This is a genomic window from Vibrio sp. 1641 (genome assembly GCF_033339995.1).
Lineage (GTDB): Bacteria > Pseudomonadota > Gammaproteobacteria > Enterobacterales > Vibrionaceae > Vibrio > Vibrio alginolyticus.
Window position 1 is genome coordinate 162,606 of sequence record NZ_JAWOVP010000001.1, and the last position, 15,495, is coordinate 178,100.

The following is a 15,495-nucleotide window of genomic DNA, read 5'->3' on the forward strand; positions in this document are numbered from 1 at the left end:
GCACACCTACTTATTCAGATAGGTAATAAAAAGTGGTTACTGTAGATAAAACCTGAGGGGGAGAGAGCAAATCAGGCAGAAGGTCGTCAAGGTATCTAACCTGAAGTGCTCTCTAATTCAGTTCTAATCAGAAAAAGGAAATCGGGACCTGATTAGAACTTAAATTTCAGTAGTTTAGATTTTGCCAACTAGGTCTAGTGATGGAGCTAGTGTCTCTTCACCTTCTTTCCATTTAGCTGGGCAAACTTCGCCTGGGTGCGCTGCTACGTATTGAGCTGCTTTCACTTTGCGTAGTAGGTCTTCTGCGTCACGACCGATACCTTCAGCAGTGATTTCCATTGCTTGGATAGTACCTTCTGGGTCGATTAGGAACGTTGCACGGTCTGCAAGACCTTGACCTTCACGCATCACACCGAAGTTGTTTGTGATGTTGCCTGTTTGGTCGCCAAGCATGTAGTACTGAATCTTACCGATTGTGTCTGAGCTGTCGTGCCATGCTTTGTGAGTGAAGTGTGTGTCAGTTGATACTGAGTAAACTTCTACGCCACGTTTTTGTAGCTCTTCGTAGTGGTCTGCTAGGTCGCCCAGTTCTGTTGGACATACAAACGTAAAGTCTGCTGGGTAGAAGAAGAATACTGCCCATTTACCTAGAACGTCTTGTTCTGTTACTTCAACGAATTCGCCGTTTTTGTACGCTGTAGCTGCAAATGGTTTGATTTGAGTATTAATCATAATTTACTTTCCTTTGAATGTTTTAAGCTGAGCTGTTGTTGCTTTCGGAAAGTATATTCTCATCGGAGTGTGTTTAAGGAAAATCGCTTGTAACTATCCTATTGATAGTCATTTCCTATTTCACTTGATAGGGAAATCCGATGTAAGTGAGTTTGCTTTGATAGGTTTTATTGAAGATGAAGGCGGATTAGCAATAGAGAATACCGATGATTACTTTGAGTAGATCTTCTCGCTAAGATCGAAAGAGCCTGCATCTCGGCAGGCTCCTTCTAATAGGAAGTGAGGAAGCGGATGCTTCTATTTTGTTAGCTCAGATTGTCGAGCACTTTGCCACACAGCTTCTTCAGCATGATCATTTCATCTAGCTCTAAGGTGATTTTACACATCATGGCGTTTGGCACTGACTTGGCTTGTTCCTTAAGATCACGACCTTGTTCTGTTAGGTTGAGTACGCGAACACGCTCATCGGTTTCACTGCGACCACGCTCTACATAGCCTTTTGCTTCTAAGCGTTTAAGCAGCGGCGTGAGTGTGCCTGAGTCCAAATGCAGTTGTGACCCCAACTCTTTCACACTGGCACCGTCTTTCTCCCACAGCACCATCATCACTAAGTACTGCGAATAAGTCAGATCAAGCTCGTCCAGCAACGGGCGGTAAGCTCGGATCACTGCGTTTGCTGCGCTATAGAGCGGGAAGCAAACTTGGTTTTCGAGTAAGAGTTTATCGTCGTCGGTCATGGTGTTGTCGGTGTAACACTGGCTCATTGGCGTTGCCTACCTGCTCACAGAGAAAGAGAGTCATAAAATAAATTGTGCACAATATAGTTGCAAACGATCTTTACTTCGATATAAGATTGCAAGCAATTAAATTGCGCACAACTTAAATTAAGAAGGACACTCGCATGACTACTCTATACAAAACTCAAGCTACCGCTTTGGCTGGTCGTAATGGTCAAGTAAAAACAGATGACGGTCTTCTCGATCTAGAGCTGTCATACCCGAAGGAAATGGGCGGCACAGGCGCAGCAACTAACCCAGAACAGCTGTTCGCAGCGGGCTATTCAGCGTGTTTTTCTAACGCGATTTTGCACGTAGCACGTGAAGGTAAAGTAAATCTGAAAAGTGCACCCGTAACAGCGGAAGTGGGCATTGGTCCTAACGACAACGGCGGCTTTGCACTGACAGTTAGCCTAGCGGTAGAGCTAGACATGCCACAAGAACAAGCGCTAGAGCTAACGCGCATTGCACATCAAGTTTGCCCATATTCAAACGCAGTTCGTGGCAACATTGATGTGGTAGTAACGGTAAACGGCGAAGCAATTTAAGCGGTTCTTACCACTGCACAAAGACAAGAAAGCCTGCAAGTACGCAGGCTTTTTTGATTGGTATGAGTCGAGAATACTTAACGCGACTCTAGCGGGTAAGAGCGGTAGCTCCACATGCCGTAAGTACGCAGAGCATCGCGGTAGATACCAAGCAGTTCGCTATCGCTGGCTTTGGCTAAGTCTTTAAGTGGTTTGTCTGGGTAGCTCACTGTGTCGAAAGTGATGCCTTGTGGGCCAGTTTGCCAGCTTGCAATTTCAAACAAGGTTTGACCACGGCGCACATGGCTCGCGGAACTGATGATGGTCGCGTGTTTGATGTTATGACGCGCCAACGCGTAGCTGCTGAATAGGGCGTTACCTACCGTGCTGGTGGCGTAGTTTTCTTCAATGATGCGATCTTTGCTGATGCCTTTTTCAATCAGCCAATCTGCCATTAACTTGCCTTCGGTTTTGTGGTTCTTTGGTACGCCGCCCGTCAATACGATCAACGCGTCTGGTTTTGCTTTTGCCATGGCTAGCGTGGTTTCCAAACGCTCAACCAAGATCTGGTGCATCGAACCATCTGGGTTCAGCGCGTATCCCAGCGTGACGATTGCGCCTTTGTCATCCAATTTGCCTTTGTCGGCTTTCTCTTTTAGCGGCGTGGCAAGTACGCGGTCAACGGTGTCGAAGATGCGTTGGATGTCTGCCGCTTTACCTGCATTGAGCTTAGTGAGCGTCGCCATGTGTTTCGCTGATTCTGCTTGGTTGCCCTCAAAGCGTTGCCATACCGCTAAGTAAGCGTGCAAATCCACATCGTCTGGTGCAACAGAAAGGGCTTGTTCAAACAGTTCAATCGCGCGGTCTGCATTCTTGTTGTAGATCTGCGCGTTGGCCGCAGAAATCAGTAGGTCAGTACGGTACGGCTCAAGTTTATAGGCTTCTAGTAAGCGGTCGGTAACAATCTCCATGTTGCTCGGCATTTTGGCGGTAAAACCCGCATGCGAGATACGCGCAGGGGATTTGAATGCTTGTACCGTGTCATTCAGCAGTTGGTCGACAACCTGACGTTTGGTGACGATCTGTGAGTAGTCGGCGGAAGATTGGACAGCAGCATCGTTAGCCGCTATAGAGTATGGGGCAGCAGTCAGCGCAATCACGCTACCAAGAGCAATGGCAAGTAAGTTCTTCTTCATGGAATGTCCTAGAGGTGTTGTAGTACCTAGTTTTTATTGTGCCTAGCGTTGCAGGTCGAACGGGGTCGATGGAATTTTTTCAGTCTAGGTTCGCTTCATGAATAATCTGTGAAATGAATCCCAACTCAGCCGAGCGAATGAATGCGCGTGGCCAAAACGCGAAGTAGGATCACGAAAATAATGAGGTATTCGTTCGTGTTCTAAGTAATTGGATTAAAAGATAAACAGCGTTTGGAAGAACGAATTTAAGCAACCAGAGTAAGAAATGAAAAAGCCTGCAACGATGCAGGCTTTTGGTTTATTTGATGGCGGTGCAGAAGCTAACGTCTGCATGGTGCGTTTGAGGGTCGAAGCTGTGGTAAAGCTCAAAGCAAGGGCGGTCGTCGTTCTCAATACCGGATTCAATTACCTTGCTCATGACATCATCCCACGCTTTTGAGTATTGGCTCTGGTCAGTAATGTGCTGGCGCATCACCGCATACTGACCGCCGGGGAAGTCTTGCAGCTCAATGCCTTTCGGAACTTCGGTATCTTCTGGCACCATCAAGCAGATATCAGTGCGACACTTCTCGTCTGGCGTGATTTCAGGATTGTCATGGTAGATGAAGATGCAGGTATTGCCTGCCAAACCTTTCATTCCTGCCCATTGATACAGGCGACCTGATGGCTCTTCATAGCCTTGGCCGTAAGGGCCGTTTACGCGAATGTAAGCCAGTTTTGCTTTTTCAAAGTTTTGCGTTTCCATTGTCGTGCTCCATTTGGTGAGTTCAGAGCCAGTATATGAATCGCTTGGTGTTACTTCGTTTCCATTCTTGCGCAACGTGTGTCCAATCTTGCTGTTTCGTGCTGATTCAGAAAACTGCTGGTAGTTCTCACAGTCACGAAAGGCCGTAGGTGTAACGCCATAATGTTGTTTGAAGGCTTTGGCTAAGCTCTGTGAGCTAGAAAATCCGTACTCTAGGGCAATGTTTAATACCGGTTGCTTGGATTTGAATAAGTCATCGGCAGCGGCTTCTAAACGTAAACGTCGAATGAAGTCGGCCAATGTCTCGCCTTGCACGGCTTTGAAGGTGCGATGAAAGTGATAAGGGGAAAGGTTCGCCAGCGCGGCCACTTCTGGCAGGTTGAGTGGTTCATTAAAGTGTTGTTCTAAATAACGAATCACAGGAACCAGTCGTTGGTGGTAGTCGACGCGCATCGTGGTATTTCCTTGTTCTGTTCAGCTTGTTTTCTCTGCTCAAAGCCTACCGCAATCCAACAAGCTTGCAAGGGAGCAGGGTGAGAAATGCGTGGCGAGATGAGCGTCAATCAGTCACACTCAACGAACAGATGTTGAAGCAAAAACGTCGCGCTTATTATCTTTACTAACCGCTAGGACAATCATGATAGCTTGGAAACAGTCTCTGCCAGAGTACAACTGGCTTATTCATCAAATTTGGTACTTGGAAGTGCCAGAGGGTGAAGTCATTGACCCCAAGCCGCACCTTATTCCAAACCCGCGTGCTCATTTACTCTTTACGCCACCAGAGCAAGGCTTTGACGACAAGCTCTACTATGGCATAACCGCAGAACAATTCGCGTCTTTAAATCGCTGATTATTAGCCGACAAAAAAGTAGCCAATAAAAAAGGCCGTTAACCCAAATGCTCGGGTTAACGGCCTTTTCTATATTCAGCGCTAAATGGCTAAGACTTAGTTGCCTTGGTTTTGGCTTTGAAGCTTCTCTTTTGCTTCTTCAACCTTTGAGAAATCCAATCCCAACTCGTCTACGGCTTCTTTAATTAGCGCAGGGTTTTGCATCACTTGTGCCATCAGCATTTGTAGCTTCTCTTGTGGCAGACCTAGTTGGCTGATGGTTGCCATTGCTGCGAGCGGGTTTTGCGTCAGAGTCTGGAAGATTTCGTTGATCTGTTCATCGCTGATGTTGTTCTCTTTCAGCAAGGCGATAATTGGGTTCATCATATTTCCTTTCAATCAGTGTATGACTTGGTTGCCAGTATTTGTTCTAGCAGAATAATTGGGGCTCCCGCGCAATATTTCAATACCCCGTTAGTTCCATATAACCAGTCCCAGAATGAGAGCCATCAATACGCACTGGGCCTTCCCAATAAGGCACAGAAAGGGGCATTTTCGCGTTCGGGTTGAGGGCAGAAACCGTAAGTTCGATTTGCTGGTTAGGAATCGATACTTGCCACTGGGTTGGATACTTTCGCCCTTGGATTTCAGTTTGCTTAGTCGCCTCTAACTGAATGTCTTTTTGTGAGATAGCGATGCCAGAGCCGTCTTGCTGCATCAGTCTTGCACTGGAGTAACTGGCTGCTCCGGTTTTGGAATCCCGCAATTGGAACACCACCAAGCTGGTGTCGTCACTCAACCTTAGGGCAAACCAGTCCCAGCCTTGTTGTGAGTCGAGTAAGAACTGCGAGCTCCACTCTCGGTCTATCCAACCTTTGCCGGATACTTGATGGGTTTCGCCGTCGATAGTGACCTCACCAGACACATCAATAAACGGTTGGCTGTAGTAATACGAAGCCACCTGACCATCGGCACTTTTGGTGCTGTAACCTTGTTCGCCTTGCTTTTGATAAGGTGCGCTGCTGGTAAGCGTCAGCGAGTAGCCAAACTGTTCGGAGTTTGCCTTCAATGTGGCAGGGAAGAGGTCGTTGGTTGAAGAAGTCCACTGCCAATCATCGAGGTAAACACGAAAGGGTGAAGTGTCGACGCCGGCTAGAGAGGCTTGAGCGCGTGACCATTTTTCATCGGCGTAGTGTTTGTCCGTTGTAGTGACCGCGCTGTGCGCCATGTAGATTTGCTGAGTTTGCCACTCGGTTTTCTTCACGTCATCTTCGCCCCTTGGCGGCGCAGCAGCAAAGCGAAATTGTGTCCACTGGACGCCAAGTGGGTTGCCATCTTCATCAATTAAGTTAGCGGTTAAGTACCACCATTCATGACGAAAGTTCGGGTGCGCTTGATGGTCTGCTGGGAAGGTGAGTTCAACCCCTTTTTCTACGGGTGTGAATAGGTTGCTCTCGCTTTGTGTTTCTCCACTGCCCAGCAACGTGCCCATATTTTGCGTGCCCATATTTTTTTGTTGGGCATCTTCACAACCGAATAGGAATAAGCTGCTTATGAGTAGAGTAAGTTTGCTTGCCAATCGAACCATCACAACACCTCGCTTTGCAAACTGGATACGACAGGCTTGCTGACCAATCGCCACAGCGGAATCAAGGTCGCAATCACTGCCACCAAGATGGTGATCGCCGCAATGCTGAGGGCGTCACTCCAATTCCACAGATAATTTAAGCTCCAACCAAAAGCGCGCAAGGTGACGATGTCTGTCAGTACATAACCCACCATGGCACCGAGGGGCAGGGCGATTACCAGAATAAAACTGACCAGAGCGACGATCTGTCCGACCACCATGGTCATTAATTTACGACGGCTGACACCAAGTGCATACAGCCTTGCAATGGCGGCTTTGCGCGCGTCGAGCAACATGAAGCAAGCACTGAACAAACCAATCACCGCGACCATCAACGTCACGCCGTTGAGCGCGCGTGTAATGGCGAAGGTCTGCGAGAAAATATCTAACGCGATGGATTTGATTTGCGCCTGATCGTAGAGCTGACTTGGATGCAGATTCAATTGCTCGCGCAGTTGGTCGTAGACGATTTGTGGGTCACCTGAGACTTTAATGCCAAGGCTTGTTGGCAGGTCGGTAAAGCCACTCTCTTGCCATAACTTTGGTGCTAATAAGACTTCACCGTTGGGTGAGCCGTAATCATGGAATACCGCACCCACAAGTAGGTTCTTATTTGGAACGGCATCAAGCGTGAGCTCGCTACCCAGTGATAAACCCAGTTTGACCGCGGTTGGCTCACTAATAGCGACTAACTCACCTTGGTAAAAGCGCGGCCAGAAGTTCTCCAAATGCGATTTGAACACCATGGTTTGCTCTAAGGTGTCTTTGTCTTTAGTGCCAAGCAAAATCGGTAAACCTTGCAGGTTATCATCGACGTAGTATTGCTTGTAGACGGTCTCAACCTTATCGAACTGTCCTAATGCGCGCTCTACATCTGCGATTTCCCCTTGGGCAGGGCTGACGTAAATATCAGCGTGTAACCTTTGTTCTAACCACTGCTTTAGGGTGGACTCAAAGCTGCCAACTAGCGTGTTCATGCCCATATTGGCTGTAACGGCGAGTAGCAGTGCCATCATGGCGAGAGAAAGCGGAGAAATCAGCTCGCGCAGCTCAGCAAACAGATACTGCATCAAACCGGAACTGGTGCGTTTTTCACACCAATTGGCTAATACGCTGAGTGTTTTGGGTAGATACAAAGGAATCGACACCACAAGCACGCCGAGCCACGCCATGGTAAATCGGTGGTGCTCACTCAGCCACAAACCCGCAAGCGCAAGAATCGTTAACGCAGCACCTATCAAGAACAATTGGTTTTCGTTAGAGGCTTCAGGTGCTTGATAAAATCCACCATGAGAGGAGAGCGGCTGGCGCACTCGCTGTTTAAAGTGCTGCCAACATGCCAATAGTGTTGCGGCTAACGTGAGCAGCAGGGCTTGCGCCCACCATTGCCACTGCCAAGTGCCGGGCAGCAGTGTCGCACCATAAAGTTGTTCTAGAGTCAGTGCTACGGTCGGATGCAACCAATGGCTGAGCTGCATGCCCAATACAAAACCCAGTGAAGCACCGATGGTAACGAGAATAGTGAGTTCAACCAACAGCGCAGAGAACACAATGCTCGGCGCAACACCTGCCTGTTGGATTTGTACTAACAGACGATTGCGTTTCAGCAAACTGTATTTTACGCCGTTGTAGGCAATGAACAGCCCGACTAAAAAGGCAAGTAAGCTCATTGCTGTGAGATTGAGGTGAAAGCTGTCGGTCAGCGAGCCAAGGTCTGTGCTTTGATTGTTGGAAATCCATTGCCCTTGATCGCCAATCAGCTTCTGCCAATTTGCTTGCGTGTCTTTATTCCCTTTAACACCCGAATGGAAAACCGCAATGTAACTGAGCTGTCCTTGTTTATTGAGCAGTTGCTGGGCAAAACCAATGTCCATCAACATTCGGCTACCTAACTGCCATTCGTCGGGTAGCACCACCACTTGGGTTGGAATGTCGTCCAGAGTTAGGGTTTCTACTTCTCCTAAGTTTTGATGTTGAGATTGACTCATCATCACGATTGGCTTGCCAGCTAAAAGCTCAGGTAAAGGTAACGCACTATCGAACAAAGATACGTTTTGTTGGTTTTCTGAAGAATAGCGCGAACGTGAAGAGATGGCGGCAATCAACTCGCTGCCTTGTACTGACCAGCGACGCCCTTGTTCGTCTCTCACTCGCCCTTCGATTACAGGTAGCGCTGCACTGAGCCCGTTTTGTCTAAGGGTGAAGTAGAGCGATTCGGGCAGATAGTTTTGCCCTGCTGGTGGAATAATTACGTTCTGAGCTTGTGCGCTAAGCTGCTCGGTAGACTCCGCATAACTGCGCTTGGCATTGAGGTTGATGGCTTGCACCGCAACAAACAAGGTCACGGCCAGCACGATACCGATCAGAATTGCGGCGGCTTGCAGTGGCGCCTGCCGATAGTGCGCTGCAAACAGATTCAGGGCGAGTCGAGTATGAGTGAATCTGGTGTTTGATGGCTTAGTTTGCTTCATGGTGAAGCTCATGTTTGTTTACTTGATGGCTGTTCTGTAGCTGACTGTTATCCAATCGCAGCCGTGCTTTCATAAATTCAGCGCATTCATGGCTGTGGGTCACCAAGAGCACGGCGGTATTGCCTTGGGTGGTGATTTCACTGAGCAGTTTCATCACTTCTAACCCTGCTTTTTGGTCAAGGTTTCCTGTGGGTTCATCAGCAAGTAGCAGTTTAGGTTTGTGTGCCAATGCGCGCGCAATAGCGACTCGTTGTTGTTGGCCACCGGAAAGGGCAGAAACATGCCTGTCGAGCAGTTGGCTGATGCCTAGAGTCTCGACCAAATAATTGCACCAGTCGTTCCATTTTTGTTGATTCAAATGCAGAGGGAAGGCGATGTTTTGCTGCACGTTGAGTGGCGTTAATAGATTAAATTGCTGAAAGATAACACCGAGTTTTTTATGTCGAAATCGGCTCCATTGTGGGTCTTTCCAAGCCGCCGTGTTATCGCCATCTAACCACAACTCACCATCGGAAAGCGGCTCAAAGCCAGCGATGACATTGAGTAAGGTACTTTTGCCGCTACCACTTGCACCCGTCAGCGCAACGCTCGCTCCTGTGTTCAACGTAAAGTCGACGCCTTCCAACACGCGATGTGTCTCTTTGCCATCGACAAAGCTTTTGCTGGCGTGTTTGAGTGTGACAAGTGGGCTTTCCATTTCCTCTCCCTGTATTCAAAAGGTGTCGTTTCTTTTGGCAATCTCTATTGCTGTTCGTTCTTTAGAAACTTTAGACAACAATCAGATAAAAACAGCGATTTACATCGAGTTTAGGGTCTGTTGACCTTTCGAGCTGATTTTTGCAGCGAATTGTTGGGTATTTGTGCAAGGCAGAAGCTTTGATGTGTAGTTAGCCTACATAAAAAAGCTGATAACGCAGTAGAAATGACTAACAAACGCTGTCCAAAGGGTTCGGCTAAAATCGTTCTATGCTTTGTTAAGGAGTATTTACTTAGAATGCTAGGCTACACACTCCTTGCCTCGCCTAAAACGATTTTATCTCGAACAAAACTTAATCTCGAAAGATAAACAGACCCTACTTTGTACTGAAAAGAAGAGGGAAGAGATTAAATGAGGAAGGGATATGACAGGCATTAAAAAAGCCCGAGTCAAACTCGAGCTTTCAAATATATTCAGCGTGGTCAGCTTACACGTAGTACGCTTCAACTTCGCCTTTAAGCTTGATTAGCATTGGGTTACCGAAACGGTCTTTTGCTTTAGGAGAAGCAATTTTTACCCAACCTTCGCTGATGCAGTATTCTTCTACGTCAGTACGCTCTTGGCCGTTGATACGAATACCGATTTGGTGCTCGAAGCATTCTTTGATGAAGAATGGGCTACGTGGGTTACCCGCTAGGCGATCTGGTAGAGCTGGTTTAGCTGTATCTGTCATTTTGTGTGACCTTGAAGTCATTAAAAAAAGTGCGTCATTGTAGTCAGTGCAAGGCGAGTGTTCAAGGACTGTGACTGGTTTTAATGGACCGAACTGCAATAAAGCCCTGATTTTTATCTATCTCCTTTTGCTCTTTCGGTGAGCCCTTTTAAAACTAATTCAATCATTATCTTTTTATCATTTTGATTCTCTTACTAGTAAACAGTTTCTCAGGTTCTCGTTGTTTATACTATGGTTATTAGGTGCGATAAGTATTAGGAAAACAAATGGAACTTGTGATCTTAGCTATCGCTAGATTTCGAAGTGATCAAAAAGAAGCAATGAGTAAAAACTTCGTCAATTTAGCGCAGTGCTTAACTGAGAATGGACATCATGTTGTCACTGTTACTCCAACTGAGTTTCGTTCTCATATTAAGGTTGAACAACATACCTTTCGTAATGAGAGTCGATATGAATCTCTGTTTGAGGGGCTGATGAATCTTATTTACTTATGTAGAGAGCTCAACAGGCTGATCGAGAAAACCAACAGTGCGAAGGTTAACCTACATATTGCTACGCCTATAGAACTATTGGTGGTTTTTTTCTTTTTAAAATCTCGATATCAAAAGCAGACGACTTTATCCATTTGGCAGTCATATTTGACCTTAGACGAGGTCCGTAATAACAAGCATTATTTTTTTCGGAATTGGTTTAAGTATTTACATTTATTGCTATTTAATTCGTTTATCAGTGCGCCTTTATACAAGCGTTTGTTAGACAATTTTTGTCAAGCGATTGTGCACAGTAACTACCAGAAATTTCAGTTATCTTCTCTGTCTCATTTGCCAGTCTATTTCATTCAAAATGGGGTTTTTTCTGAGCACTTTTCGCGACCTAACCCTGCAAAGAAGACACAAAGAATGTCTTTACTTTATATCGGGCATTCTAAGCCATCAAAAGGCGTTGACGCTTTAATTGAATTGGCTGCAATACTAAAGAAGCGAGAATGTATCGATTTTGATCTAACGCTCTGTCTCAGTGGCTTCGGCGACCAAGCAAATATAGAGAAACTTGTTTCTAAACATGAGCTACATCACCAAATAGAGTTTAAAGAGAGCATTGATATTTCAGTTGAGATGGCGAGTGCAGATTTGTTGGTTTTACCACTAAGGACATGTGTCGGAACGAGCCTAACACCTAACCTAATCGTGGAGGCGGTATCTTGCGGATTACCGATTGCGATTCCTGATTTCGAGCAATTATCGGATGTCATTCAATTCGGTTCTAATGCCATTGAAATTGATCTGGATGATTTAGAAGCGAGTGCAAGTGCGATAGAGAACGGTTTTAAGTTAGGTCAACTTGACCAGATGTCTAGAAATCAAATAGAGCAGTTTAAAGTTCGTTATACGTTAGAAAGTTTTGTGTCTGGCTATGCGCGAACACTCGGCCTTGGGTAGGAGGGAGTATGGATAAAATTAGCTTTATCGCTCCGTGTTTTAATGAAGAGTCTGTCATCGAGGAGTATTACTCGCGTTTGTGCGAAATTGCTAAGCAATACGATCAGTATTTGTTTGAGTTTGTTGTAGTTAATGATGCTAGTTTTGATAAAAGTGCAGTAATTTTAGACAAGCTGGCTATGGCGGATGAACGATTAGTGATCGTGCATCTTGCTGCGAATGTTGGGCAGCAAACCGCTTTGTTTGCTGGAATCGAAGCTGCAACTGGAGATATTAATATTACCATTGATATCGATCTTCAAGATCCCCCAGAAGTTATTACACAGTTCTTGGAAGAGATCGATAAAGGCTTTGATATCGTCCATGCCCAACGCTTGTCAAGACGAAATGAAACCGCTTTTAAGCTAATTAGTGCAAAATTGTTTTATCGTTTTTTATCCCTTACTTCTCCCGCTAATTTAATTGAAGATTGCGGTGATTTTCGAGCATTTACTAAGCCAGTTAGAGAGGCCATTTCATGTTACCGAGAGAAGCACAAATACTTGAGGGGTATTTTTGCCATTATCGGATTTAATCAAACCATTATTCAATATGAACGTGATGGTAGACATGCAGGAGAAACGAAGTATTCACTTACCAAGATGTTTGCTTTAGCGTCAGACGCGGTACTTAATTTTTCCCGCTTTCCTATTCAACTGATGTTTGTTATCTCAACATTGATGTGGTCACTTGGCTTGTTATATCTCACCAAAGCACTAGTAAGTAAGTTCGTTTTTGGCACAACTGTCGATGGTTGGACATCAATCATCTTTTTCCAAGTCTTTTTCTCAGGGATTTTATTGTTCTTTATTGCCTTAATCGGCTCTTACGTCGGGCGAATTTTCGAGCAAGGTCAAGACCGACCCGATTACATTATTCGTTACACAAGGAATATAAAGAGTAGCGATGAAGATAGTTAAGTTTGGTTCAGTGGGTATCATGAATACTCTGGTCAGTTACCTCGTTTTTTGTGTTCTTATTTATTTTGATGTCTATTATTTGACATCTTCTGTTTTGTCTTTTTTAGTGGGTTCTGCCTTTAGTTACATCATGAACTCAAGATATACGTTTTCTGTTTGTGCAAATGTAAGAAGCTTTTTTAAATTCATCACCATAACGGCAGGATCATTGTTCTTGAGTGTTTTACTGCTTTATATCTTTAAAAGTATTGTAGGCATTCATGTTCTCATTTCGCAGATTTTGGTCGTGTTGATTCGTTTCCCAATTGTATATCTATTAATGAAACGCATTGTCTTTAATCAAGCTCATTTGTTTCAGCGCTGAAAAGAGGTGACTTATGAAAACGAATCGGCAAGAAAAACAAGATTTCTACAGTGATTCTGAAACGGTGAAAAAGTATGAAGATCTACGTTTTTCAAATGTTGGTGGACAATTTGTACATCAGTCTGAAGTGTCTTTGTTTTCACAGTTTCTTAATATCTGCTCCTTGCAAGAGTCAATTCTAGATATACCCTGTGGCACGGGAAGAATGCTTCCAACTATTAAGGCGTCTGGCTTTAAAAAAGTTTATGCGGCAGATTACTCTGATGAGATGCTCGCAGTTTGTTACGAGAACCCTTTGTTCCAAAAAACACATTTTTCTAAACAAGACATCTATTCAACGACATATCCAGAGCAGCAGTTTTCAGTAGTATTATCTAGTCGTTTTCTGTTTCATTGCGATGATCAAGATCGGTTGTTTTCGGAGTTTGAACGGGTAATTGCACCAGAAGGATATCTTATTTTTGATAGCCTAAGGTGGTCTCCGCGAACTTGGACCCGACTTTTTTCTGAACAGCTAGGAGGAGATGTTTACACCAATAGCACATCTAGTATTTACAAGCTGGCAGATGCACACGGTTTCGAGGTTATAGACTCTCAAGTGATCCTGCTCTTTCCTAGCTTTGTCTATAACTTTATTCCAGGCATTTTAATGCGCCCGTTGATATGGCTTGAGTCAATTTGGCCGAGTTTACTCAAAACGAAACAAGTTTGGATACTTAAGAAGCGATGAGTGAAGCAAGAGTTAGATGGCTACTTGGGATTAACTTAAGTCTGTTATTCGGTTTTTACGTTTACATCATATTCAATCTCGCGCTCGTTAATGATGATTACATGGCGCTTTATACCACATGGTTAATGAGCGTTGGGAAACGGCCGAATCTTGACTTCAATGTTGATAGCTATACTTTGCTTTTTGATTGGATGACGCCAGTTTACTTTTTCTTTGGCGAACGATTCGAGCTTATTTACGTTTTTCGTTCGTTTTTTGTTTTGTTTTTGTTGGCGATAGGTTGGCAAGTCTATGTGCTTCTTCGCCAAATATTTACAGTCAATATTGCACTCACTACATTGTTATTGCTCTTTGCCTCTTCTGCGATGGTGATGCGTGGCATTGACCTTCGTCCTGACCTCGTTATTCTTTTTCTTTGGTTACAAATAATCATTGTGTTGTATGTGTGCCCAGGAAGTGATGCTCATAAATTGTTTTGGGTGGGGTTATTATTCGGGCTTGCGATACTCTTCAAATTTAAGGCGATTTTGATTGGCGTAGTGATTGGGCTCTTCGGGCTTATTCGGCTAATTCAAAAGCGCTCCGTACGTGACTTTGTCTTGGATGTCAGTGCGCTTTTGTTAGGCATTATCTCTTGCGTGGCTTTGTTTGTTGCGACCGTTGGAATCTCTTCACTTGAACTGTTTTTGTACACGACGTTTGATTTATTTCTGTATTCGACATCGCATGTTAGTGACGCAAACTCTCTGAAGGTTGATGTACTGATACAGTACTTTTTACATGATATTGTTTATTGGCTGTTTGCTCTCATAGGAGTGGGAATATGTGTCGGTAAGTGGAAAGTACTGTCGTTTAAGCAAGCTCAGTTTTTGATAGCTTTGGTTATACTAGCTGTGTTGTCGGTTTTGGCTAACCCCCACTATCATGCATATAACTTGGTCACACTTTACCCTATACTTGCGGTATTTGTTGCGTTCTCAATCCAGTACGTTGTTTCATCTACTCGGGAGTGGTCGAAAGGGACGGTCGTCACTTGTATCGTACTATTCTTGATTGTGATTGCTCGTATCCTCCACTATCCGGTACAACATAATAATCAGCACCAAGTCGCCCTACAAACATTCATAGAAAGGCACACGCAAGTTGACGACGCTGTCTTTGCCTATGAAGGAATAGGTCTTTTTCGTCCATCTACTTATCATTGGCGAACATCTGCCATCAAGATAGACAACTACTATCGGGGTAAGTATGACGTTTGGCAGGAAATTCGTGCAGTAAAGCCGATACTCATCGTCGAAAGTTATCGAATTCCTGATTGGTTATTAGAGGAGGACCGTGATGCTCTTCGGCAACACTATGTATCTATTGCTCCGTTTATTCTGACTCTTGGGTTAAAAACACAATCTAGTGTTCGAGGCGATTTACTGCGCTCGGGTTGGTACGTGCTTGAGAGTGATCGCTTGAACCGTTGCTTTATTGATGGTGTTGGTGTGTCTGTCGGAGAGAAGATATGGCTCAACTCCGGAGCGTATACACTGATGTCCCAAGATGGTACTTGTACTCTTCATTGGTATTTTTCTCACCTTGGCATTGAGGCGCTCAGGCAAAGCAATCCTGAGAGTTCCCCCTATTTGTTTGGCCCTTAGCAAAAAGTTGTAGAACCTAGTTTT

At 44.9% G+C, this 15,495-nt stretch carries 15 protein-coding genes and 1 pseudogene; 7 read left to right on the forward strand and 9 right to left on the reverse strand.

Features of this window, described 5'->3' with window-relative positions; translation table 11 throughout:
* Positions 1-174: 174 nt before the first annotated feature.
* Entirely contained in the window at positions 175-732 is a 558-nt protein-coding gene (gene ahpC / locus R7Z47_RS00785) for an alkyl hydroperoxide reductase subunit C (RefSeq protein ID WP_005374632.1), read from the reverse strand.
* Positions 733-1,037: 305 nt separating this feature from the next.
* Positions 1,038-1,496 (reverse strand): MarR family winged helix-turn-helix transcriptional regulator, encoded by a 459-nt coding sequence (locus R7Z47_RS00790; RefSeq protein WP_005383518.1) that lies wholly within the window; start codon positions 1,494-1,496, stop codon positions 1,038-1,040.
* Between the two features lie 137 nt (positions 1,497-1,633).
* Between R7Z47_RS00790 and R7Z47_RS00795 the strand changes: the two genes are divergently transcribed.
* Positions 1,634-2,056, forward strand: coding sequence for an organic hydroperoxide resistance protein (locus R7Z47_RS00795; protein ID WP_064369558.1), 423 nt, complete (start codon positions 1,634-1,636; stop codon positions 2,054-2,056).
* 77 nt (positions 2,057-2,133) lie between these two features.
* Here the strand turns inward: R7Z47_RS00795 and R7Z47_RS00800 are convergent, their stop codons facing one another.
* Positions 2,134-3,231 (reverse strand): ElyC/SanA/YdcF family protein, encoded by a 1,098-nt coding sequence (locus tag R7Z47_RS00800; protein WP_318129754.1) that lies wholly within the window; start codon positions 3,229-3,231, stop codon positions 2,134-2,136.
* 298 nt (positions 3,232-3,529) lie between these two features.
* Entirely contained in the window at positions 3,530-4,429 is a 900-nt protein-coding gene (locus R7Z47_RS00805; RefSeq protein ID WP_318129755.1) for an AraC family transcriptional regulator, read from the reverse strand.
* Between the two features lie 184 nt (positions 4,430-4,613).
* On the opposite strand from R7Z47_RS00805, the pseudogene R7Z47_RS00810 reads away from it, so the two are divergent.
* A pseudogene (locus tag R7Z47_RS00810) lies at positions 4,614-4,769 on the forward strand (AraC family transcriptional regulator); the annotation flags it as partial.
* Between the two features lie 153 nt (positions 4,770-4,922).
* Here R7Z47_RS00810 and R7Z47_RS00815 read toward each other — a convergent pair.
* The 5 genes from R7Z47_RS00815 to R7Z47_RS00835 all read right to left on the reverse strand — a co-directional run bounded on the left by R7Z47_RS00815 (position 4,923) and on the right by R7Z47_RS00835 (position 10,333).
* Positions 4,923-5,189 carry a DUF2999 family protein gene (locus R7Z47_RS00815; protein WP_038135740.1) on the reverse strand — a complete coding sequence of 89 codons (267 nt, stop codon included), beginning with the start codon at positions 5,187-5,189 and terminating at the stop codon, positions 4,923-4,925.
* Positions 5,190-5,268: 79 nt separating this feature from the next.
* The gene (locus R7Z47_RS00820; protein WP_318129757.1) at positions 5,269-6,393 is read right to left on the reverse strand and encodes a lipocalin-like domain-containing protein; all 1,125 of its coding nucleotides are present in this window, start codon (positions 6,391-6,393) and stop codon (positions 5,269-5,271) included.
* Positions 6,393-8,903 carry an ABC transporter permease gene (locus R7Z47_RS00825; RefSeq protein ID WP_318129758.1) on the reverse strand — a complete coding sequence of 837 codons (2,511 nt, stop codon included), beginning with the start codon at positions 8,901-8,903 and terminating at the stop codon, positions 6,393-6,395. The genes R7Z47_RS00820 and R7Z47_RS00825 overlap by 1 nt, the downstream gene beginning before the upstream one ends.
* Positions 8,890-9,600, reverse strand: coding sequence for an ABC transporter ATP-binding protein (locus tag R7Z47_RS00830; protein ID WP_213901547.1), 711 nt, complete (start codon positions 9,598-9,600; stop codon positions 8,890-8,892). Before R7Z47_RS00830 ends, R7Z47_RS00825 begins: the two co-directional genes overlap by 14 nt.
* Before the next feature lie 487 nt (positions 9,601-10,087).
* A complete protein-coding gene (locus R7Z47_RS00835; protein ID WP_005374689.1) occupies positions 10,088-10,333 on the reverse strand; it encodes a DUF3297 family protein in 246 nt (81 codons plus the stop codon).
* A 266-nt stretch (positions 10,334-10,599) separates the two neighbouring features.
* Here R7Z47_RS00835 and R7Z47_RS00840 point away from each other — a divergent pair, with 266 nt between their 5' ends.
* From R7Z47_RS00840 to R7Z47_RS00860, 5 genes are read left to right on the forward strand one after another with little or no spacing between them, the layout of a single operon-like run.
* Positions 10,600-11,772 carry a glycosyltransferase gene (locus R7Z47_RS00840; protein WP_262606648.1) on the forward strand — a complete coding sequence of 391 codons (1,173 nt, stop codon included), beginning with the start codon at positions 10,600-10,602 and terminating at the stop codon, positions 11,770-11,772.
* An 8-nt stretch (positions 11,773-11,780) separates the two neighbouring features.
* A complete protein-coding gene (locus R7Z47_RS00845) occupies positions 11,781-12,731 on the forward strand; it encodes a glycosyltransferase family 2 protein (RefSeq protein ID WP_137282956.1) in 951 nt (316 codons plus the stop codon).
* Positions 12,718-13,095 (forward strand): GtrA family protein, encoded by a 378-nt coding sequence (locus tag R7Z47_RS00850; RefSeq protein WP_025520528.1) that lies wholly within the window; start codon positions 12,718-12,720, stop codon positions 13,093-13,095. Before R7Z47_RS00845 ends, R7Z47_RS00850 begins: the two co-directional genes overlap by 14 nt.
* 13 nt (positions 13,096-13,108) lie before the next feature.
* Positions 13,109-13,825 carry a class I SAM-dependent methyltransferase gene (locus R7Z47_RS00855; protein ID WP_154204080.1) on the forward strand — a complete coding sequence of 239 codons (717 nt, stop codon included), beginning with the start codon at positions 13,109-13,111 and terminating at the stop codon, positions 13,823-13,825.
* A complete protein-coding gene (locus R7Z47_RS00860; RefSeq protein WP_262606647.1) occupies positions 13,822-15,471 on the forward strand; it encodes a glycosyltransferase family 39 protein in 1,650 nt (549 codons plus the stop codon). The genes R7Z47_RS00855 and R7Z47_RS00860 overlap by 4 nt, the downstream gene beginning before the upstream one ends.
* The last annotated feature ends 24 nt before the right edge of the window (positions 15,472-15,495 follow it).

What these genes read in the sequence shown, in the direction of transcription:
- R7Z47_RS00825 (WP_318129758.1), bottom strand. Translation starts at nt 8,903, where the DNA reads ATGAAGCAAACTAAGCCATCAAACACCAGATTCACTCATACTCGACTC.
- ahpC (WP_005374632.1), bottom strand. Translation starts at nt 732, where the DNA reads ATGATTAATACTCAAATCAAACCATTTGCAGCTACAGCGTACAAAAAC.
- R7Z47_RS00820 (WP_318129757.1), bottom strand. Translation starts at nt 6,393, where the DNA reads ATGGTTCGATTGGCAAGCAAACTTACTCTACTCATAAGCAGCTTATTC.
- R7Z47_RS00835 (WP_005374689.1), bottom strand. Translation starts at nt 10,333, where the DNA reads ATGACAGATACAGCTAAACCAGCTCTACCAGATCGCCTAGCGGGTAAC.
- R7Z47_RS00795 (WP_064369558.1), top strand. Translation starts at nt 1,634, where the DNA reads ATGACTACTCTATACAAAACTCAAGCTACCGCTTTGGCTGGTCGTAAT.
- R7Z47_RS00860 (WP_262606647.1), top strand. Translation starts at nt 13,822, where the DNA reads ATGAGTGAAGCAAGAGTTAGATGGCTACTTGGGATTAACTTAAGTCTG.
- R7Z47_RS00815 (WP_038135740.1), bottom strand. Translation starts at nt 5,189, where the DNA reads ATGAACCCAATTATCGCCTTGCTGAAAGAGAACAACATCAGCGATGAA.
- R7Z47_RS00830 (WP_213901547.1), bottom strand. Translation starts at nt 9,600, where the DNA reads ATGGAAAGCCCACTTGTCACACTCAAACACGCCAGCAAAAGCTTTGTC.
- R7Z47_RS00790 (WP_005383518.1), bottom strand. Translation starts at nt 1,496, where the DNA reads ATGAGCCAGTGTTACACCGACAACACCATGACCGACGACGATAAACTC.
- R7Z47_RS00845 (WP_137282956.1), top strand. Translation starts at nt 11,781, where the DNA reads ATGGATAAAATTAGCTTTATCGCTCCGTGTTTTAATGAAGAGTCTGTC.
- R7Z47_RS00850 (WP_025520528.1), top strand. Translation starts at nt 12,718, where the DNA reads ATGAAGATAGTTAAGTTTGGTTCAGTGGGTATCATGAATACTCTGGTC.
- R7Z47_RS00800 (WP_318129754.1), bottom strand. Translation starts at nt 3,231, where the DNA reads ATGAAGAAGAACTTACTTGCCATTGCTCTTGGTAGCGTGATTGCGCTG.
- R7Z47_RS00855 (WP_154204080.1), top strand. Translation starts at nt 13,109, where the DNA reads ATGAAAACGAATCGGCAAGAAAAACAAGATTTCTACAGTGATTCTGAA.
- R7Z47_RS00805 (WP_318129755.1), bottom strand. Translation starts at nt 4,429, where the DNA reads ATGCGCGTCGACTACCACCAACGACTGGTTCCTGTGATTCGTTATTTA.
- R7Z47_RS00840 (WP_262606648.1), top strand. Translation starts at nt 10,600, where the DNA reads ATGGAACTTGTGATCTTAGCTATCGCTAGATTTCGAAGTGATCAAAAA.